The organism is Streptomyces albospinus, assembly GCF_014648695.1.
GTDB lineage: Bacteria > Actinomycetota > Actinomycetes > Streptomycetales > Streptomycetaceae > Streptomyces > Streptomyces albospinus.
In genome coordinates, this window is the sequence record NZ_BMRP01000003.1 from 182075 (window position 1) to 201259 (window position 19185).

Genomic DNA, 19185 nt, shown 5'->3' on the forward strand with positions numbered 1-19185 from the left:
ACTGTTATTGCGCATTGCTCGCAATTGAGCAGCTGCTATTAAACAGTACGTAAAGGCATGGCCATGAATCGGTCCTGGTGGCCACCGTGGACCGCCCCGGTCCGGGGCTCACGGGGTGCCGGTCACCAGCCGCAGATCCCACTTCTCCAGCGCCGGCTCGATCGGCTGGAAGATGGTGACGGTGTCCCCGCCGGTCTTGCAGGTCGCGGCGCCGCCGCCGGAGTGCACCCCGACGGCCTTCGGGGCACCGGGCTGGGTGACGTACGAACCGCCCGAATCCCCGGCCGCCGAGCAGGCGTTGGTGAAGGACAGACCGTTGACGACGGCGGTGCCGTAGTCCACGGTCTGCCCGGTGCGGGTGATCTCGCCGCAGCGCCAGCCGCTGGTCTGGCCCGAGTGGCAGATCGACGTCCCGACGATGCCCTCCTGGGAGCCGGTGACCGGAACCGGACTGCCGCCCTGGCCCGCCACCGCCGAACTCAGCTTCCAGTCCGGCTGGTTGACCGTGACCAGCCCGAAGTCGCCCTCGCTCCCGTTGACGCTGTGCGCCCCTCCCTCGTTCGAAGTCCCCATCAGGCTGCCGTCCTTGCCGTACGCCGGCAGATCGGGCTTCAGGGTGCAGTGGCCCGCCGTCAGAAAGCCCCGGTAGCTGCCCGGACCGGTCACCGAGAAGCCGATGGAGCAGATGCCTTCGGTGCCCGGCATCCAGCGCTGGCCGCCGACGACCGTGCCGCTCTGCTGGCGCGGCGCCTGGTCGCTGCGCTCGAGGGTGACCGGGACCCGCGAGCGCACCGCGACCTGCCGCACCGCGCTTTCGAAGCCGGCGGTCCGCTTGGTCCGCGACGCGCGGTCGACCCGCACCACGACCCCGTTGGCCCGCTCGTCCACGCCCCAGCCGGTGACGCCCGGTACGCCGCGGCCGGCGCGCTCGGCGATCTGCCGCACCACCCCGTTGAGCGTGGCCCGGCTGTGCCGGACGACCTTGGGCACCGCGCCCACGGCCCGCACGCGGCGGACGTCGGCGGGGCCGGTGACCGCGACGACGAGCTTGCCGGTCTCCTTGTCGAACCACATCCCGGCGGGCGGTACGGACAGCGCCCGGCGCACCGCGAGGGCCGTGTGCTGCGCCTCGGCCTCCTGCGCGATCCGGGTCCGTGCCTGAGCCGGCGTCAGCCCCAGGTCGCGGCGCATCGCGTCGAGCATGCTGCGCTGGGAGGGCTGGGGACTGGGGTCGGGCTGCGGCACGGCGTCCGCCGGACTGTGCGGGGCGACGGCCGCCACCATGGCGACCACGGCCGCACTCCAGAGAGCGGCCTTGCGAAAGCGGCGTTCCATCGGGGATCTCCTCGCGGTGTCGAGTACACGTCGGATCCGGCCGGGCTCAGGCCCCCAGACTCCTCGACCCCGCGACAGGCGGCACGGGAGAGAGCACCTGCATGATGGCCCGGTGACGTCCCACCCCCGTCCCCAAGTCCCCGCCGTCCACGGCCCGGTCGCGTTCGACGCACTGCCCGGGGCGCTGCGCAACGTCGCCTACTCGGGCGCCCGCCATCCGGGAGCGGCGCCACCTGAATGCCCGTCACACACGGCGGACGGGCCCGCCGGCCTCACCGGCGGCGCCAACTGCCAGCGGTACGCCTATGCCGTCCTGTACCACTTCGGCCTGCTGATCCCCCCGTTGCGCTCGGCCGAGCTGTGGGCGGACCGGCGCGCAACCCGGCGGGCCGACCCTCCGCGCCCGCTGGACCTGGTCCTCTTCGACGCCGGACCGGTCGCGGACCGGCCACCGGGATACGGCGCCCACCTGGGCGTCCACCTGGGCCCCGACCAGGTGCTGCACCTGTGCCGGGAGGTGGGCCGGCCGGCGGTGTGGCGCTATGCCGACTTCGCGGCCCGGCCTCGCTATGCGCGCTTCCTGGGCGCCAAGCGGGCGGTGACGGCCAACTCCGGTGCGGCGGCGGCCCGTTAGCGGCTGCCGGTTGGCGGCTGCCCTCCCGGGGCATACGAGGAGCCCGGCCCCTGGAACGGAGCCGGGCCCTGGCGCGGTGCCGGGCCCTGGCGCGGTGCCGGGCCCTGGCGCGGTGCCGGGCCCTGGCGCGGTGCCGGGTCAGAAGTCGCCGCCGAAGCCCCCGTCGCCGCCTCCGAACCCGCCGTCGCCGAACCCGCCGCCGAAGTCGTCGGGGTTGAAATCGGCGCCGGTGACATCGCCGCCGTCGGCGCCCTGGTAGCCGCCGAAGTCGGCGCCGTAGGCGGGCGTGGACATCATCATGTGGCCGAGCACGGTGCCGACCAGGAGTCCGGGGAGCAGCCCGCTGCCGAAGTAGCCGCCGGCCCAGGGGGCGTAGGCCGGGCCCGCGTCCCAGTAGGGGCGGTCGCCCTGCGGGGTGCGGACCGTGCGCGCCAGCGGCTCGCGGCCCTCGTCCAGGCGGGCCTTGTCCGCGGCGCAGACCGGGACGGTGCGCTCGGCGCCGCCGGACGGGGCCCAGGCCACGTCGACGGCGGACGGGCCGTGCCGCGGGTCGAAGAAGCACGGCGGCCGGCGCTCGGGCACCGGCTTGCCCTCGCGGCGGGCGGCCAGCGTGGCGAGCGAGAAGCGTCCGTCCTCCAGCGCCCTGGTGACGGCCTGCACGTCGCGCGGGTGCTCGGCCGCGGCCATCGCCGACTTGGCGTCCTCGTAGGCGTCCAGGGCGTGGGCGTAGTCGGCGCGCATCGCGTCGTCGGCGCCGGGCTCGCCGGGGTCGAAGTCGAGCCGGTCCAGCTCCTCGCCGAAGGCGGTGATGTCCTCGTCGACCACCACCCGCAGCTCTTCGAGGGCGGCGCGCTCCTCCTCGGCCCGCCTGCGGCGGTTGCGGCGGGTGATGGCGTAGGCACCGCCGCCCCCGATCACGATCAGCGCACCGATGCCGATCGCGGTGCCGGTGTCGAAGCCGGCGCCGCCGGTGCTGCCCCAGGAGGACGGGGCGTGACCGCGCGCCTCGCCGGCCGCCGTGTCGACGAAGCTGTTGAGGCGCTCGGCGACGGTCGGGTACGAGGAGCGGTTGACGGCGCCGACGAGGTTCTGGACGGCGCTGCGCGGCATGACCCGGGGGTCGGCGCCGGCGTTGAAGCGGTCGCCGAACTCGACCGCGTAGACACCGCTGATGCCGACCTTGGTGCGCAGGTCCTGGAGCAGCGTCCGGGGCTGGTAGTCGGAGGTGCGGGGCAGTACGGCGACGAAGACCGGCTTGCCGGAGTCCTTGATCTTCTTGGTGAGGGCGTCCGCCTGACTGGCCGGAAACTGACCCGAGGCGCGGGGGTCCACGTAGACGGGTCCCTTCCGCAGCACAGCCGCCGCCGCGTCCAGCCCACCTGCGGCATACGCACCCGGCGCGGCCACAGCGGCCATCGCCAGCAGAGCGGCCAGCAGCAGGAGAACCGGTCCGATCAGCACACGACGGGTTGCGGTCTTCATGGATTCGACGCTACCCGAACCGCACTTTCAGGACACCCTCCGATGTTTGCGGAATCCACACCGGGAACGGCCGTCCGGCGGCGCAGTATGCACCGCCCTCACCGGCCCTGTCGCGCGGGAGCTGACCAGCCGGGTGGTCGCTCCGCGTGCCGTTTTTGATGATCAAGGTCACCGGGGATGTTCCGGCTCGTCCCTCCCCCGAGCAAAGGAGGACACCATGGGCAGGGCCGCCGAGATGGCCAATTCCCTCGCCATCGCCGTCGCCGCCACCGCTGTCGGCTGCACGCTGGTTCTCAAACTCGCCCCCTCGCACCACCTCGACTCCCCGAGCATCGGGCCCCCGCCCCCCACCCCGGCGAGCGCCGCTCTCACCGACGTCACCGCCACCGTCCAGGGCGACTCGGCCGCGCGTGCCGCGACCACCGCGCTGGCCGCGACCGCGGCCCGCGCCCCCGGGCCACGGCCGCCCGCACCGCTCCGGCAGGCCGGGTGGATCCGGGTCACCGCCCCCACCGGCCCGATCAGCCTCCGGGCGCACGGCAGCTTCCCGGTGGACTGGACGAACACCACCGGCACCGACGTGGACGTCTGGCTGAGCTCCGCCGCGGGCCGCGGTCGCGCCCAGCGGCTGGCGCGGGTCTCGCCGCGGGCCGGGTCCGCGGCGGCCGGCGAGGCGATCGTGACCCTGCCGCGGGTGCGGCCGGGCCCGGCGTACTCCCTGGAGGTGGTCTCCGGCAACGGCGCGGTCCACGCCTTCAGCAAGCCGTTCGCCGTCACCGAATGAGCCGACCGCCGACCGGGCCGGGGCCAGCCGGGCCGGGGCGCCAACTGGGCTGCGTCACCGGCCCGTCGGATCCGCCGCGGCGCCGACGGGGCCGGTGGCGGCGCGGCGGATCCGACACCTCCCGACGCCGGCTACGGGGCGGCCAGATCGACCAGTCCGGCCAGCGCGTCCCGGTGCCGCCCCGGCGTGCCGAGGGCGATCTCATCGCTCTTGGCACGCTTGAGGAAGAGATGCGCCGGGTGCTCCCAGGTCATGCCGATGCCGCCGTGCAGCTGGATGCACTCCTCGGCGGCGTGCACCGCCACCGGCGCGCAGTACGCCTGGGCCACCGCGACCGCCACCGGGGCGTCGGGACTGCCGCTCGCCAGCGCGTCGGCGGCATTGCGGGCGGCGGCGCGGGCCGAGGCGACCTCCAGCCACAGCGCGGCCATCCGGTGCTTGAGCGCCTGGAACGAGCCGACCGGGCGGCCGAACTGGGTGCGCTCGGCGGTGTGCCGCACGGTCTCGGTCAGGCACCACTCGGCGATCCCGAGCTGTTCCGAGGCGAGCAGCCCCGCCCCGGTGAGCAGCGCGCGGTCCACCGCGGTCCTCGCCCGGTCGCCGGTGGCCAGCAGGCGTCCGGGGGCCCGGTCGAAGGTGAGGTGCGCGAGGGGGCGGGTGAGGTCGAGCGGGGTGACGGCCTCGGTCCGCACGCCCGCCGCGTCGGCGTCGACCGCGTAGAGCGCCGGGCCGCCGGGCCCGTCGGCCGGTACGAGCAGGAGTCCGGCGCCCGCCGCGTCGGCGACCGAGCCGACCCGGCCGGTCAGCGCGCCGGTGCCGTCGGCCCGTACGGTCGGTGCGGCACTCCCGCCGGGCGCGGCCGGCAGCGGAACGGCGAGCACGCCGGTGCCGCTGCCCGCCGCCAGCGCGGCCAGCGGCACGGCGACCGCCTCCTGGGACGGATCGCAGCCCAGCAACGCACTGACCGCGCTCACCGCACCGGTCAGATACGGCACCGGTGCGACCGCGCGGCCCAGCTCCTCCAGGACGACGGCGGCCTCGCGGGCGCTCGCGCCCGCTCCGCCGAGCTTCTCCGGGACCAGCAGCCCCGCGGTGCCGATGTCCGTGGCGAGCGCCCGCCACAGCTCCGGGTCGTACGGCCGGCCCGACTCCGCGCCGGCGAGCACGGTTGCCGGATCGCAGCGGTCGGCGAGCAGGGCGCGGACCGCGGCGCGCAGGGCCTCCTCCTCGTCGGTGTAGAGGAGGTCGGGGTCCGGCATTTCGGTGGCGGTGGTCATCGGGGGAGGTCCTTCCACGCGACGTCCTTGTCGGTACGCGGCTCGGGCGGCAGGCCCAGCACGCGCTCGGCGACGATGTTGAGCAGCACTTCGGAGGTGCCTCCTTCGATGGAGTTCCCCTTGGCGCGCAGATAGCGGTAGCCCGCCTCGCGGCCGGTGAAGTCGACGCCTTCGGGGCGCCGCAGCGTCCAGTCGTCGTAGACCAGCCCGTCCTCGGCCAGGAACTCCACCTCCCAGCCGCTGATCTGCTGGGCGAGCCGGGCGAAGGCCAGCTTCATCCCGCTGCCCTCGGGGCCGGGCTGGCCCGCGGGGGCACCTCCCGCTCGAACGGAGTCGAGAGTGGGGGAGAGCTGCTGGCGCAGCCGCTCGCCGGTCAGCCGGGCGACCTCGGCCTCCACCCAGAGCGTCAGCAGCCGCCGGTGCAGGTCGTGGGTGCGCAGTTCGGGGCGGGCCCGCCAGTCGGCGGCGGCGACGCCGATCATTCCGCCCTCGCGCGGGGTCCGGACGCCGCCGATGGCGACCCGCTCGTTCATCAGCGTGGTCTGGGCGACCCGCCAGCCCTCGCCGACCTCGCCGAGCCGGTGCGCGTCGGGGATGCGCACCCCGGTCAGGAACACCTCGTTGAACTCGGCCTCGCCGGTGATCTGCCGCAGTGGGCGCACTTCGACGCCCGGATCGGTCATATCGCAGACGAAGTAGCTGATGCCGCGGTGCTTGGGCACGTCGGGGTCGGTGCGCGCGATCAGGATCGCCCAGCGCGCCAGATGTGCGCTGGAGGTCCACACCTTCTGCCCGTCGACGATCCAGTCGTCCCCCTCGCGTACCGCCCGGGTCGCGAGCGCCGCCAGGTCGGAGCCGGCACCGGGCTCGCTGAAGAGCTGGCACCACACCTCCTCGCCGGTCCACAGCGGGCGCAGGAAGCGCCGCCGCTGCTCGTCGGTGCCGTAGCGCAGGATGGTGGGCGCGGCCATGCCGAGGCCGATGCCGATCCGGCCGGGGTCGTTCCCGGGGGCTCCGGCGGCGTCCAGCTCCGCGTCCACGACCGCCTGGAGGGCACGCGGGGCGTCCAGCCCGCCGAGCCCTTCGGGGAAGTGGACCCAGGCCAGCCCGGCGTCGAAACGGGCCCGCAGGAAGTCCAGGCGCTCGGTGCCGGCCGGAGGATGGGCGGCCAGCAACTCGGCGGTGCGCCGGCGCAGTTCGGCGGCGTCGGTCATCGTGTCTCCTCCATTCCGGGGACCACCACGAGGCGGCCGACGGAGTCGCCGTCGGCGACCCGCTGGACGGCCTCGGCGGCGCCCGCCAGCGGCACCCGGCCGCCGATCAGCGGCTTGACCGCCCCCTGGGCCGCGAGTTTGGCGAGCTCGTCGTGGCAGGCGTCGACGGCGGCCGGGGCCTTGGTGTTGTAGAGGCCCCAGTGCAGGCCCAGGACGGTGTAGTTCTTGACCAGGGCGTGGTTGAGGGCGGGGGTGGGGATGACGCCGCTGGCGAAACCGACGACGATGATCCGGCCCTCGAACGCGATGCACTTGGCGGACTGCGTGTACGCGTCGCCGCCGACCGGGTCGTAGACGACGTCCGCGCCCCGCCCGCCGGTGGCCTCCTTCACCCCCGCGATGATGTCGTCACAGCGCCGGTCGAGCACCACGTCGCAGCCCAACTCCCGTGCGGTACGCGCCTTTTCCGCGCCGCCGACGACGCCGATGACGCGCGCGCCGGCGGCCCTGCCGAGCTGCACGGCGGCGCTGCCGACCCCGCCGGCCGCGGCGTGCACCAGCAGCGTCTCGCCCGCCTGGATCCGGGCCCGGCGGTGCAGTCCGAACCAGCCGGTCTGGTAGCCGATGTGCAGCGCGGCGGCCTCGGCGTCGTCCAGCGCTTCGGGGGCGGGGCGCACCGTGGCCGCGTCGACGACCGCCAGCTCGGCGAAGCCGCCGTCGGGCAGCGGCGGTTGGGCCAGCACCCGCGTGCCGACCGCGCCGGCCACCCCCTCCCCCGCGGCCAGCACCTCGCCGCAGATCTCCACGCCCGGAGTGAACGGCAGCGGCGGCCGGACCTGGTACTGGCCGCGGCACAGCAGCGCGTCCGGGAAGTTCACATTGGCGGCCCGGACCCGTAGCAGCAGCTGCCCCGGCCCCGGCTGCGGATCCGGCACCTCCTCCGGCCGCATCACCTCCCGCGGCTCGCCGTTCGCGTGTACGCGCCATGCCTTCACCTGATGCCTCCACAGACCTCGGTCATTCGGCTGGTGCGGGGTCGCAGCGGACCCTCGCCACGGGCATACTAAGCGGTCGGTATCCCTGACGGAACAGTCCTGGCCGACCCGCCGCGCCGGTTTCGCCGGCCGCCCACCCCGCGATCCTGGTACTGGCAGGGGCAGGCTCCCCGCCGGCCGATGGCGGAGACTGGCCGGTATGGACTCATCCGCCACCGGCCCCACCGAGCTGGGGGACTTTCTGCGCACCCGCCGCGCCCGGCTCCAGCCGGAGGACGTCGGCCTGGTCTCCTACGGGGCGCGCCGCCGGGTCCCCGGCCTGCGGCGCGAGGAACTGGCCCAGCTGGCCGGCGTCAGCGTGGCCTACTACACCCGCCTCGAACAGGGTCAGAGCCACAACGCCTCCGAGGGAGTGCTCGACGCGCTGGCCCGCGCTCTCCGGCTGGGCCCCGACGAGCGCGCCCATCTGCGCCAGCTGTCCCGCCCGCCGCAGGCCCGCCGCCGCCCCGCGGTACGCCACGACAAGGCCCGGCCCGGCGTCCGGCGACTGCTCGCCGCCCTCGACGGAGTCCCCGCGGTGGCCCTCGGCCCGCGCTTCGAGGTGCTGGCCTGGAACCGCCTCGGCCACACGCTGCTCGCCGGCCACCTCGACTTCGACAGCCCCGCCCACCCGCCGGCCCGCCCCAACACCCAGCGGCTGTTCTTCCTCGACCCGCACACCCGCGAGCTCTACCCGGAACGCGACGAGGAGGCCCGCCGCGCCGTCGCCGCCCTGCGGGTGGCCGCGGGGAAGTTCCCCGACGACCCGCAACTGACGGAGCTCATCGGCGAGTTGTCCATGAAGAGCACCGAATTCAGCACGCTCTGGCCGCGCCACGCCGTCAGCAACTGCACCTTCGGCACCAAGCGCTTCCACCATCCGCTGGTCGGCGCGCTGACGCTGGACTTCGAGATGATGCAGACCCCGGACGGCTCCGGCCAGGGTGTGCTGATGTACACCGCCGAGGAGGGCTCCCCGTCCGAGGCCGCGCTACGCCTGCTCGCCGCGGAACGCCGCCCAGACGCCCGGGTCCTCGAACCCGAGCGCCCATAGCCCGATCCCGCGCACCCCGTACTTCGCCGGCAGCGGCAACTGGTCGCGCACGCCGCGCGCGTCCTGGTACCAGACCTGGTGCTCCTCGCCGTCCTTCACATAGCGGAAATGCGGGGTGCCCGACGCTTCGTCGAAGCAGTACGCGGCCCCCACCCGCTCGCGCAGCGCCTCGGCCTCCTTCCACGTCACATGCCCGGCCCGCCGGCCGCTGCCCGGCACCCAGTCCCACCCGTAGCCGGGGAAGGCCAGCTCGATCCGGTCCCGGGGCACGGTGGCCGTGGCCTGGCGCAGGATCTCCTCGTACCAGTCCTTCGAGGACAGCGGGCCCGGCTCCCCCATCGACCAGTGCAGGTCGTAGCCCATGATGCGGACGGTGTCGGCGAGCGCACCCAGCCGCCGGTAGTCGAAGGCCGCGCCGGCCCCGCGGACCTGCGGCATCACCGTCACCACGCAGCGCCTGCCGGTGCGGTGCAGCCGCGTGCACACCTCGCCCACCAGCGCGGTGTAGCCGCTCCGCACCCGGTCCCGGGCCGCCGCGTCCCCGGTCACCGCCATCGTCTCGTAGTCCAGGTCGATGCCGTCGTAGCCCTGGCTCGCCGCCACGGCCGCGAGCGCGTCGGCATGGGTCCGCCGCCGCACCGGATCGTGCAGCAACTCCCCCATCGCCGCGGCGTCCAGCGTCTCGGTCACCGTCGGCACCACGGCGATCCCGGCCCGGTGCAGCCCCGCCACCCGGTCCGCCCGGACCGCCCCGGTCCGGCCGGTGACCGCGCGCTCCGAGGTCGTCTCGTACCAGAAGGGGCTCACGGTGTGCAGCTGCCCGGCGTGTGCCACCGCGTCCCGGTAGGCGCCGTCGACATCGCCCCAGAACGGCAGCCACGCCGACATCACCCGCCGCCGCCCGGGCGCCGGGACCGCCCCGCCCGCCGGCACCGCTCCCGCCACCAGCGCCACGGCCAGCAGCACCGCACCGCCGGCCCGCCCCCGCACCCACCACGCTCGCTCCATGCCCCGAGCCTCACCCGCCCCGCCCGCTGACGCCCCATCAGCGCGCCCGAACGGAGGGCCGCGGACTACGCCCCGTCGTCGAGCAGCCGCCGCAGCCGCCGGGCCTGCCGCTCGGCGGTGCCGGGAGGGTTCCTCGGGTGCGCGGGGTCGTCGTCCGCGAGCAGGAAGACCCAGACCAACGCCAGCAGGGTCCGGCAGTCCCGGAGACGGGCCGCCTCGGCGGGGGTCAGCGGGAAGCGGTGCAGGAACGCGGCGGCATCGAACGGGCACGGCACCCAGGAGGCGACATGCTCGACGATCTCGGCGAGCTCGTAGGCCCGGTCACTGCGGCCGGACTCCTCGAAGTCGACGACCCGGACGCGGTGGCCGTCCCAGAGGTAGTTGGCGGAGTTGCCGTCGCCGGCCCCGAACACGGCCGGGACGTCCGGCGGGATGCCGGGCGGCGCGTCCGGCGCGCCGAGCCCGGAGCCATCGAGCCACTCCGCTCCGGCCCGCAGCGCCCGGCGGACGGCCGGGGCCGCCCGCCGGTCCGGCAGCCGGGCATACCAGGCGCGCACCCGCCGGACGGTCTCCCGCTCGTGGCCGTGGCGCAGCGGCAGCCGCGCCAGTTCGGCGGACGGGAGCGCGCTGTGGACGGTGCGCACGGCCTGCGCCCAGGCGGTCAACTGCCGCTCCCCGAGCGGGTTTCCGCGCAGCGGGACGCCGGGGAGCCGGGACATCTCCAGGGCCGGCGGGTCGGCGGCAGCCACCGGGTCGTGGGCGCCGAGCAGGACGGGGGCCACACCGGGGGCGCGCCCGGCGAGCAGGGTCAGCGCGCGTCGTTCGCGTACGTAGGGGCCGGGCCCCTCCTCGACCCGGAAGCGTTTGACGACCCGGTCGGGGTGCAGGGCGACGTCATGGGTGCTCCACCGGACGGCCCCGGTCGGCTCGCGGGCCGGGTCCAACGGGGCGTCCGGTGGCGGGTGTTGTCGAGCGGGCCGGCGCCGCTGGGGGTGGTGTCCGCCGTTCGGCCGCATCACCTGACGGTGGCAGGCGCGGCGGGCCGGGGCAAGGAGGGGACCGGCCCCGGCATCAGGTCCGCCCGGACCGCTGCTGGGCTTCCCGGAGCGTCGCGGACGGGGGTGCCCAGCGCGCGCGGACGACCCGGAAGCCGGCCTCCTCACAGGCGTCGCAGACCAGTTCGTCGTCGTCGACGAGATGGCGTATCTCACGGTCGCGGGCCATCCGGCGCAGGATTTCCAGCTTGGTCTGCCGGGCCGGGCGGCGGTCCCGGTCGGGGCGCATCCACAGCGTGCCCTCGGGCAGGCCGTGCCGGGCGAGCCAGGCGAGGGTGTCGCGGCGGCAGCGCTCGGGGCGGCCGGTGAGGTAGACGACCTCGCAGTCCTCGGTGCTGCGCAGGGCCAGGGCGACGCCTTCGGGGAGGGGCGGGTCCTCGGTGGCGGCGGCGAAGAAGGCGGTCCAGTCGCGCGGCCTGCGGCGCAGCAGGTGCTGCCGGTGGCTGCTGTCGGCGAGGGTGCCGTCCAGGTCGAAGACCGCCAGGGGGCGCGTCGTCATGAAGGGGTCGTCCTCCAGAGGGGGAAGGGGGCGAGGGCTCAGGCGAGCGGTGCGGGCGCGGGCCGGCCTTCGGGGTGCGTGAGCGCGATACGGCCGGTGTCGATGGCCTGTGCGAGCGAGAGCCGATCGTACGCGAGGGCGGCGCACGTCGCGGCGTCCAAGGCGAGGCGGACGTCGGGGAGTTCGGCGGGTCCGTCGGCGTAGGCGGGGGTGGCGGGCTCCCCTTCCTCACCGCGGGGGCCGAGGGTGATGTGGAACGCGCCTTCGTCCAGGGCGACGTCGATGACGCGCACCGCGCCGTCCGCGAAGTGCCGGGCCAGCCGCGCCATGAGCGGCACGGCGAACCAGTGGGCGCGGACCGCGTCCGTGGGGCGCTGCTCGCCGAGGGCGGGGGCGCCCCAGTCGGCGAGGGCGGTCAGGGCCGGGAGCAGGGCGTGCCCGCGCGCGGTGAGTTCGTAGACGTAGGCGGCGCCGGGCGGCGGGAGGCGGCGGCGGGTGAGCAGGCCGTCGCGCTCCATGTCCTTGAGGCGGGAGGCGAGCATGTCGGTGCTGACCCCGGGCAGGTCGGCGTGCAGGTCCGTGTAGCGCCGGGAGCCGCCCAGGAGCTCCCGGACGATCAGCAGAGTCCAGCGGTCGCCGACGGCGTCCAGGGCTCGGGCGATGGCGCAGTACTGGTCATAGCTTCGGCGCGGCATGACACCAGGATAGACATGTGGTTGGATTTTCCAAGTTCAAAGTTGGGAAAACCAAGTACGGTGTCGACCACTGCCGCACCACGCGGCGGGCGAGAGACCGGGAGGCCGCCGCATGCAGTTCAAGCAGTCCAGCAAGATGGCCGACGTCTGCTACGAGATCCGCGGGCCGGTGATCGAGCACGCCAACGCGCTGGAGGAGGCGGGCCACAGCGTGCTGCGGCTGAACACCGGCAATCCGGCGCTGTTCGGCTTCGAATGCCCCGAAGAGATCCTCCAGGACATGATGCGCAACCTCTCCCGCGCACACGGCTACACGGATTCCCGCGGCATCCTCTCGGCCCGGCGGGCGGTCGCCCAGCGCTATCAGGACGCCGGGCTGCCGGACGTGGACGTCGATGACGTCTATCTCGGCAACGGCGTCTCGGAGCTGGTCTCCATGGCCGTCCAGGCGCTGCTCGACGACGGCGACGAGGTGCTGATCCCGGCGCCGGACTTCCCCCTCTGGACAGCGGTCACCACCCTTGCCGGCGGCAAGGCGGTGCACTACCTCTGCGACGAGTCCGCCGACTGGCTGCCGGACCTCGACGACCTCGCCTCGAAGATCACCGACCGGACCCGGGCGATGGTCATCATCAACCCCAACAACCCGACGGGCGCCGTCTATCCGCGGGAGCTGCTGGAGGGCATGCTCGATCTGGCCCGCCGCCACCACCTGATGGTCTTCGCGGACGAGATCTACGACCGGATCCTGTACGACGACGAGGTCCACCACCACGCCGCCGTCCTCGCACCCGACCTGGTGTGCCTGACCTTCAGCGGGCTGTCCAAGTCCTACCGGGTGGCCGGGTTCCGCTCCGGCTGGCTGGTCGTCTCCGGGCCCAAGGAGCACGCCGCGGACTATCTGGAGGGGCTGGGCACCCTCGCCTCGATGCGGCTGTGTCCGAACGCCCCGGCGCAGTACGCGATCCAGGCGGCGCTCGGCGGCCGGCAGAGCATCCGGGACCTGGTGCTGCCGGGCGGCCGGCTGCGCGAGCAGCGCGACCGGGCCTGGGAGCGGCTGAACGAGATCCCGGGCGTCTCCTGCGTGAAGCCCAGGGGCGCGCTCTACGCGTTCCCGCGCCTCGACCCCGCCGTGCACAAGATCCACGACGACGAGAAGTTCGTGCTCGACCTGCTGCTGCGGGAGAAGATCCAGGTCGTCCAGGGCACCGGCTTCAGCTGGCCGCGCCCGGACCACTTCCGGATCCTCACCCTGCCGCACGCGGACGACCTCGACGCGGCGATCAGCCGGATCGGGCGCTTCCTGGCGGGGTACCGGCAGTAACCGCGGGGCGGGCGGCCGTCGCCCTCCCGGCGGCGGTCGCATGACACCCGAACGGGCGTACGGGTTTCTTCGTGCCCAACCCCCGCTTCACCAGGCCGGTCCCAGGACCGGGGCCACCGGCGACCGGTAGGCGCTCTTGAGCGCATCGCCCGCAGGGGCTTAGGTGGAGGGCGGCAATCCAGCCGCCGCCCCGGAGGGGAGAAGGAAGCCATGCGTGTACGGCCGGCAGCGTCGGAAGCGGAACTTGAGGCTCACCTGCACGGGATATGTTTCAAAACGGGACCACCGCGCCGCATCGGGGTCGAGATCGAGTTCCTGGTCCATGACGCGCGCAACCCCCGATGTCCGGTCGAACCGTCCCGGATGCGCGCCGCGGCAGCCGCGCTGCGCGCCCTGCCCCTCCATTCCTCCCTCAGCTTCGAACCCGGCGGCCAGCTGGAGCTCAGCTCGCTGCCCGCCACCTCGCTCAGCGCCTGCGTCGCGTCCGTCACGGACGATCTGGCACAGGTCCGGCCCACGATGCGGGGCCTGGGCCTCGGCATCGCGGGCCATGGCCACAATCCGTGGCACTCCCCCCGGCGGATCCTCAACGAACCGCGCTATGACGCCATGGAGGCGTATCTCGACCGCTGGGGACCGGCCGGGCGCTCCATGATGTGCGCCACCGCGTCCGTACAGGTCTGCGTCGACGCCGGGTACGAGGAGCCGGGTCCGCTGGGGCTCGGCCGGCGGTGGGTGCTGGCGCATCTGCTGGGCGCGGTGCTGTCCGCCGCGTTCGCCAACTCGCCGGTCAGCGAGGGGTGCCCGACCGGCTTCCGCACCACCCGCCAGGTCGTCTGGTCGCAGCTCGACCCGGGCCGGACGCTCGCCCCGCCGCTGGGTCCCGACCCGCGCGCCGCGTGGGCCCGCTATGTGCTGGACGCCCCGGTGATGTGCATCCGCAGCGCGGACGGCCCCTGGGACGCGCCGGAGGGCCTCACCTTCCGCAAGTGGATCCGCACCGGCGTGCCCCGGCCCCCGACCCGGGAGGATCTCGACTACCACGTCACCACCCTCTTCCCGCCCGTCCGGCCGCGCGGCCATCTGGAGCTGCGCATGATCGACGCGCAGCCGGGCGACGCCGGGTGGATGGTGCCGCTGGCCGTCACGGCGGCGCTGTTCGACGATCCGGAGGCGTCCGAGCACGCCTACCGGATCGTCAAACCCCTCGCGGAGACGGCGGGTTCGCATCCCGCGCCGCGGAATCCGCTGTGGCGGCGGGCGGCCCGGGGCGCGCTGACCGACCCCGAGCTGCACACCGCCGCGGTGGCCTGTTTCACCGCGGCGCAGGAGGCGCTGCCCCGGCTGGGCGCCCCGGCCGGCGTCCGCGCGGCGGTCGCGGAGTTCACCGAGCGCTACGTGGCGCGCGGCCGGTGCCCCGCGGACGACCATCTCGACGCGCTCCACGCCGCGGACGCCACCGGCCCTACCGACCACGGCTACGCCGACGACGGTGCCCCCGGCACCGCGGCCGAGAGCCGTCTCGCCCTTGGGAAGGACAGCCAGTGACCACCGATTCCGAGTCGCTCCGGGAGCGCGCGGCGGCGGCACTGCTCGCCGCCCGCGACCGCACCCGCCTGCTGACCACCTGCGTCGAGGACCCCGAGCTCGTCGCCCAGCACTCCCCGTTGATGTCCCCGCTGGTGTGGGACCTGGCCCACATCGGCAACCAAGAGGAGCAGTGGCTGCTGCGCACCGTCGGCGGCCGGGACGCGCTCCGCCCGGACATCGACTCGGTCTACGACGCCTTCGAGCATCCGCGCGCCGAGCGCCCCACCTTGCCGCTGCTGGGACCCGCCGAGGCGCACGGCTATGTCGCCGAGGTCCGCGGCCGGGTGCTGGACATCCTGGAGCGCACCCCGCTGCACGGCGGACCGCTGCTGGACTCCGGCTTCGCCTTCGGGATGATCGCGCAGCATGAACAGCAGCACGACGAGACGATGCTGATCACTCATCAGCTCCGTCAGGGGCCCGCCGTGCTCACCGCGCCGGAGCCCCCGGCGGCCCCCGGCATCTCGCTGCCGTCCGAAGTCCTCATACCCGGCGGGCCGTTCACCATGGGCACCTCCACGGAGCCCTGGGCGCTGGACAACGAGCGGCCCGCGCACCGCCGGGAGGTGGCCGCCTTCCTGCTCGACACCGCCCCGGTCGGCAACGGCGCCTACCAGCGTTTCATCGAGGACGGCGGCTACGAGGACCCGCGCTGGTGGGCCCCGGAGGGCTGGGCGCAGGTGCGCGAACACCGGCTGCGGGCCCCGCTGTTCTGGCGGCGCGAGGGCAACCAGTGGCTGCGCCGCCGGTTCGGGGTGACCGAGCCGGTGCCGCCGGACGAGCCGGTGCTGCACGTCAGTTGGTACGAGGCGGACGCCTATGCGCGCTGGGCCGGACGCCGGCTGCCCACCGAGGCCGAATGGGAGAAGGCGGCCCGGCACGACCCGGCGACCGGGCGGGCGATGCGCTACCCGTGGGGCGACGAGGATCCGACCCCGGTGCACGCCAACCTCGGCCAGCGGCATCTGCGCCCGGCCCCGGTGGGCAGCTACCCGGAAGGCCAGTCGCCGCTCGGCGTACACCAGTTGATCGGCGATGTGTGGGAGTGGACGGCGAGCGACTTCCTCCCCTACCCCGGCTTCGCGGCCTTCCCCTACCGGGAGTACTCGGAGGTGTTCTTCGGCAGCGCGTACAAGGTGCTGCGCGGCGGATCCTTCGCGGTCGACCCGGTGGCCTGCCGGGGCACCTTCCGCAACTGGGACCTGCCGATCCGGCGGCAGATCTTCGCCGGGTTCCGCACCGCCCGGGACGCCGGCCCCGACGCCCCGAGCACTCTCTGATGTGCCGTCATATGGCGTATCTGGGACCGGAGATACCGTTCGGCCAGATCGTGCTGGCACCGCCGAACGGGCTCTACCGGCAGTCCTGGGCGCCGCGCCGCCAGCGGCACGGCACGGTCAACGCGGACGGCTTCGGCGTCGGCTGGTACGCGCCCGGCGACCCCCTTCCCGCCCGCTACCGCCGGGCCGGGCCGATCTGGGCCGACGAGCAGCTGCCGGACCTGGCCCGGGTGGTCCGCACCGGCGCGCTGCTCGCCGCCGTACGGGACGCGACCGTGGCCGGCGCGGACGCCGAGGCGGCAGCCGCGCCGTTCGCCGCGGACCGGTTTCTCTTCAGCCACAACGGCGCGGTGGCCGGCTGGCCGGACACGCTCGCCCCGCTGGCGGCCGAGCTGCCGGCCGTGGAGCTGCTCCGCCTCCAGGCGCGCTGCGACACCGCGTTCCTGTGGGCGCTGGTCCGGCACCGGCTGGCGCTCGGCGACGACGTGGGCGAGGCGCTGGCCGGCACCGTCCGGGCGGTGGCGCGGGCCGCGCCCGGCTCCCGGCTCAACCTGCTGCTGACCGACGGCACCGCCATCGCCGCCACCTCGTGGGGCGACACCCTGTGCCACCTGGCCGTTCCCGGCGGCGGCCGGGTCGTCGCCTCCGAGCCCTACGACGATTCCCCCCACTGGACCGAGGTCCCCGACCGCACGCTGCTGTGCGCCACCCGCACCGGCGTCCACCTCACCCCGCTCAAGGAGCCCGCAACGTGAGCCCCCTCAGCATCACCCGCACCCTCCCCGCCGATGCCACCGCCGCCGCGCTCCGCGCCGACGTCTCCCAAGGGCTGGCCGGCACGCCCAAGCAGCTCCCGCCCAAGTGGTTCTACGACGCCCGCGGCAGCGAGCTGTTCGACGAGATCACCACGCTCCCCGAGTACTACCCCACCCGCGCCGAACGCGAGATCCTGCTCGCCGTCGCCGACCGGATCGCCGCGGCCACCCGCGCCCGCACCCTCATCGAACTGGGCTCCGGCTCGTCCGACAAGACCCGCCATCTGCTGCGGGCACTGACCGATCTGGACACCTATCTCCCCATCGACGTCAGCGAGTCGGCGCTGCGAGCGGCCGGCGAGGCACTGCTCGCCGAGCACCCGGGCCTCACCGTGCACGCGCTGGTCGCCGACTTCCAGCAGGGCATCGCGCTGCCGCCGACGCCCGGCCCCCGGCTGCTGGCCTTCCTCGGCGGCACCATCGGCAACCTGCTCCCGGACGAGCGCGCGGACTTCCTGCGCTCCGTCCACGACCTGCTCTCCCCCGGCGACGCCCTGCTGCTGGGCACCGACCTGGTCAAGGACGAGGCCACGCTGGTCGCCGCGTACGACGACGCGCGCGGGGTGACCGCCGCCTTCAACAAGAACGTCCTGGAGGTCATCAACCGGGAGCTGGGCGGCGACTTCGACCCGGCGGACTTCGACCATGTCGCGCTCTGGAACCCGGAGTGCGAATGGATCGAGATGCGACTGCGGGCCCGCGAGGAACTGACCGTGAAGATCCCGGGGATCGATCTGGCCGTGCCGTTCGCGGCCGGCGAGGAGGTCCGGACCGAGGTCTCGGCGAAGTTCCGGAAGGACCGGGTGCAGGCCGAACTCCACTCCGCCGGCCTGGAGTTGACGGAGTGGTGGACGGACAGCGCGGGCCGGTTCGCACTGTCCCTCGCGGTCCGGAACTGACATCCGGCTGCCCCGCCCTCCGTCGATGTGATTCGATGCCCCGATCGTGTGTTCGTGCGCTCCAGGGCGCGCGGTCGGTCGCACACGGACTCGGCGGAGGGGCAGGGGCATGGGGCTGGATCGGCGGGGTTTCCTCAGGGGCGCGGCGGGGCTGTCCGCCGCCGGGGTGCTGGCGGGCGCCGGCAGCGGGCAGTTCACGGCAGCGGCGGCGCCCCGGAAACACAGTCGCCGCCGCACGCTCTCCGTACAGGACTGGATGTCGGCGCTCGGCGACGCCACCCCCGTCCAGCGGCTGACCGTCCCCGGCACCCATGACTCCGGCGCCCGCCACGGCGGCCCGTGGGTCGCCTGCCAGAACACCACCGTCGACGCCCAACTGGCAAGCGGCATACGGTTCCTGGACGTCCGCTGCCGGGCCGTCGACGACGTCTTCGCGATCCACCACGGCGCCTTCTACCAGGAGCTGATGTTCGGCGACGTCCTCGACTCCTGCCGGACGTTCCTCACAGCGCACCCCTCCGAAACGGTGCTGATGCGGGTCAAGCAGGAGTACTCGGAGGTCTCCGCCGAGGAGTTCCGCCGGATCTTCGGAATCTATCTGGACGCCAAGGGCTACCGCCCGCTGTTCCGGCTGGAGCCCGGCCTGCCGACGCTGGGCCAGGCCCGCGGCCGGGTCGTCCTGCTGGCCGACTCCGACGGGCTGGGCGGCGTCCGGTACGCCGACCCGCAGCTCTTCGACATCCAGGACGACTACATGACCGAGCCGTTCGGGAAGTGGCCCAAGATCGAGGCGCAGTTCCGCAAGGCCGTCGCCCGGCCCGGGAAGCTGTTCGTCAACTACGTCAGCACCGCCGCCCTGCTGCCGCCCCGTTCCAACGCCGACCGGCTCAACCCGCAGGTCAAGACCCTGCTGGAGAGCGCGGAGGGCAGCAGCTGGCGAGGGCTGGGCATCGTCCCGATGGACTTCCCCAACGAGTTCGGGCTGGCGGACACGCTGATCCGGCACAACCTGGCGGGCCGGGGCATCACCCTCGTGGGCTAGCCCACGGAACCGGCGGCAGCGTCCGCACCGCGACCCCGGAACCACCGGAATGCGGACGTCCCGGGCGTCCCGGCAAGCGGTCCCGGCACCGCGGAACGTGACGATCCACATGATCCGCCGCCGGGACCGAACCACCTCGGGCCGCCGTGCATCAGACTGGTTGA

18 protein-coding genes are annotated in these 19185 nt (G+C 74.3%); 9 read left to right on the forward strand and 9 right to left on the reverse strand.

Features of this window, described 5'->3' with window-relative positions; all coding sequences use genetic code 11:
- Positions 1 to 108 precede the first annotated feature (108 nt).
- Positions 109 to 1335 (reverse strand): S1 family peptidase, encoded by a 1227-nt coding sequence (locus IEZ17_RS06365; RefSeq protein ID WP_189297285.1) that lies wholly within the window; start codon positions 1333 to 1335, stop codon positions 109 to 111.
- A 112-nt stretch (positions 1336 to 1447) separates the two neighbouring features.
- Between IEZ17_RS06365 and IEZ17_RS06370 the strand changes: the two genes are divergently transcribed.
- Positions 1448 to 1969, forward strand: coding sequence for a cell wall hydrolase (locus IEZ17_RS06370; protein ID WP_189297287.1), 522 nt, complete (start codon positions 1448 to 1450; stop codon positions 1967 to 1969).
- 138 nt (positions 1970 to 2107) lie between these two features.
- Here IEZ17_RS06370 and IEZ17_RS06375 read toward each other — a convergent pair whose 3' ends face one another.
- Entirely contained in the window at positions 2108 to 3451 is a 1344-nt protein-coding gene (locus IEZ17_RS06375) for a hypothetical protein (RefSeq protein WP_189297288.1), read from the reverse strand.
- A gap of 217 nt (positions 3452 to 3668) precedes the next feature.
- Between IEZ17_RS06375 and IEZ17_RS06380 the strand changes: the two genes are divergently transcribed.
- Positions 3669 to 4235: a hypothetical protein gene (locus tag IEZ17_RS06380; RefSeq protein ID WP_189297290.1), complete on the forward strand. Its 567-nt coding sequence runs from the start codon at positions 3669 to 3671 to the stop codon at positions 4233 to 4235.
- A 131-nt stretch (positions 4236 to 4366) separates the two neighbouring features.
- Here IEZ17_RS06380 and IEZ17_RS06385 read toward each other — a convergent pair whose 3' ends face one another.
- From IEZ17_RS06385 to IEZ17_RS06395, 3 genes are read right to left on the reverse strand one after another with little or no spacing between them, the layout of a single operon-like run.
- Positions 4367 to 5512 carry an acyl-CoA dehydrogenase family protein gene (locus IEZ17_RS06385; protein WP_189297292.1) on the reverse strand — a complete coding sequence of 382 codons (1146 nt, stop codon included), beginning with the start codon at positions 5510 to 5512 and terminating at the stop codon, positions 4367 to 4369.
- Entirely contained in the window at positions 5509 to 6726 is a 1218-nt protein-coding gene (locus IEZ17_RS06390; RefSeq protein WP_189297294.1) for an acyl-CoA dehydrogenase family protein, read from the reverse strand. The genes IEZ17_RS06385 and IEZ17_RS06390 overlap by 4 nt, the downstream gene beginning before the upstream one ends.
- Positions 6723 to 7721, reverse strand: coding sequence for an NADPH:quinone oxidoreductase family protein (locus IEZ17_RS06395; protein ID WP_189297296.1), 999 nt, complete (start codon positions 7719 to 7721; stop codon positions 6723 to 6725). Before IEZ17_RS06395 ends, IEZ17_RS06390 begins: the two co-directional genes overlap by 4 nt.
- 199 nt (positions 7722 to 7920) lie before the next feature.
- Between IEZ17_RS06395 and IEZ17_RS06400 the strand changes: the two genes are divergently transcribed.
- Entirely contained in the window at positions 7921 to 8814 is an 894-nt protein-coding gene (locus tag IEZ17_RS06400; RefSeq protein ID WP_189297299.1) for a helix-turn-helix transcriptional regulator, read from the forward strand.
- Here IEZ17_RS06400 and IEZ17_RS06405 read toward each other — a convergent pair.
- From IEZ17_RS06405 to IEZ17_RS06420, 4 genes are all read right to left on the reverse strand, one after another.
- Positions 8752 to 9822, reverse strand: coding sequence for a glycosyl hydrolase family 18 protein (locus IEZ17_RS06405; RefSeq protein WP_189297300.1), 1071 nt, complete (start codon positions 9820 to 9822; stop codon positions 8752 to 8754). The genes IEZ17_RS06400 and IEZ17_RS06405 overlap by 63 nt on opposite strands.
- A 65-nt stretch (positions 9823 to 9887) precedes the next feature.
- Positions 9888 to 10838, reverse strand: a complete 951-nt coding sequence (locus IEZ17_RS06410; protein WP_229851952.1) for an aminoglycoside phosphotransferase family protein — start codon at positions 10836 to 10838, stop codon at positions 9888 to 9890.
- 55 nt (positions 10839 to 10893) lie between these two features.
- Positions 10894 to 11376 carry a phosphatase domain-containing protein gene (locus IEZ17_RS06415; protein WP_189297302.1) on the reverse strand — a complete coding sequence of 161 codons (483 nt, stop codon included), beginning with the start codon at positions 11374 to 11376 and terminating at the stop codon, positions 10894 to 10896.
- Between the two features lie 38 nt (positions 11377 to 11414).
- Positions 11415 to 12071 carry a winged helix-turn-helix transcriptional regulator gene (locus IEZ17_RS06420; RefSeq protein ID WP_189297304.1) on the reverse strand — a complete coding sequence of 219 codons (657 nt, stop codon included), beginning with the start codon at positions 12069 to 12071 and terminating at the stop codon, positions 11415 to 11417.
- A 112-nt stretch (positions 12072 to 12183) separates the two neighbouring features.
- Here IEZ17_RS06420 and IEZ17_RS06425 point away from each other — a divergent pair, with 112 nt between their 5' ends.
- The 6 genes from IEZ17_RS06425 to IEZ17_RS06450 all read left to right on the forward strand — a co-directional run bounded on the left by IEZ17_RS06425 (position 12184) and on the right by IEZ17_RS06450 (position 19021).
- Entirely contained in the window at positions 12184 to 13395 is a 1212-nt protein-coding gene (locus tag IEZ17_RS06425; RefSeq protein WP_189297306.1) for a pyridoxal phosphate-dependent aminotransferase, read from the forward strand.
- Between the two features lie 210 nt (positions 13396 to 13605).
- Complete coding sequence (egtA, locus tag IEZ17_RS06430) at positions 13606 to 14943, forward strand: ergothioneine biosynthesis glutamate--cysteine ligase EgtA (protein ID WP_189297307.1); 1338 nt, start codon at positions 13606 to 13608, stop codon at positions 14941 to 14943.
- Positions 14940 to 16265: an ergothioneine biosynthesis protein EgtB gene (gene egtB / locus IEZ17_RS06435; RefSeq protein WP_189297308.1), complete on the forward strand. Its 1326-nt coding sequence runs from the start codon at positions 14940 to 14942 to the stop codon at positions 16263 to 16265. Before egtA ends, egtB begins: the two co-directional genes overlap by 4 nt.
- Complete coding sequence (gene egtC, locus IEZ17_RS06440; RefSeq protein ID WP_189297309.1) at positions 16265 to 17020, forward strand: ergothioneine biosynthesis protein EgtC; 756 nt, start codon at positions 16265 to 16267, stop codon at positions 17018 to 17020. Before egtB ends, egtC begins: the two co-directional genes overlap by 1 nt.
- Positions 17017 to 17979: an L-histidine N(alpha)-methyltransferase gene (egtD, locus tag IEZ17_RS06445; RefSeq protein ID WP_189297310.1), complete on the forward strand. Its 963-nt coding sequence runs from the start codon at positions 17017 to 17019 to the stop codon at positions 17977 to 17979. The genes egtC and egtD overlap by 4 nt, the downstream gene beginning before the upstream one ends.
- Before the next feature lie 109 nt (positions 17980 to 18088).
- Complete coding sequence (locus tag IEZ17_RS06450) at positions 18089 to 19021, forward strand: phosphatidylinositol-specific phospholipase C (protein ID WP_189297311.1); 933 nt, start codon at positions 18089 to 18091, stop codon at positions 19019 to 19021.
- Positions 19022 to 19185 lie beyond the last annotated feature (164 nt).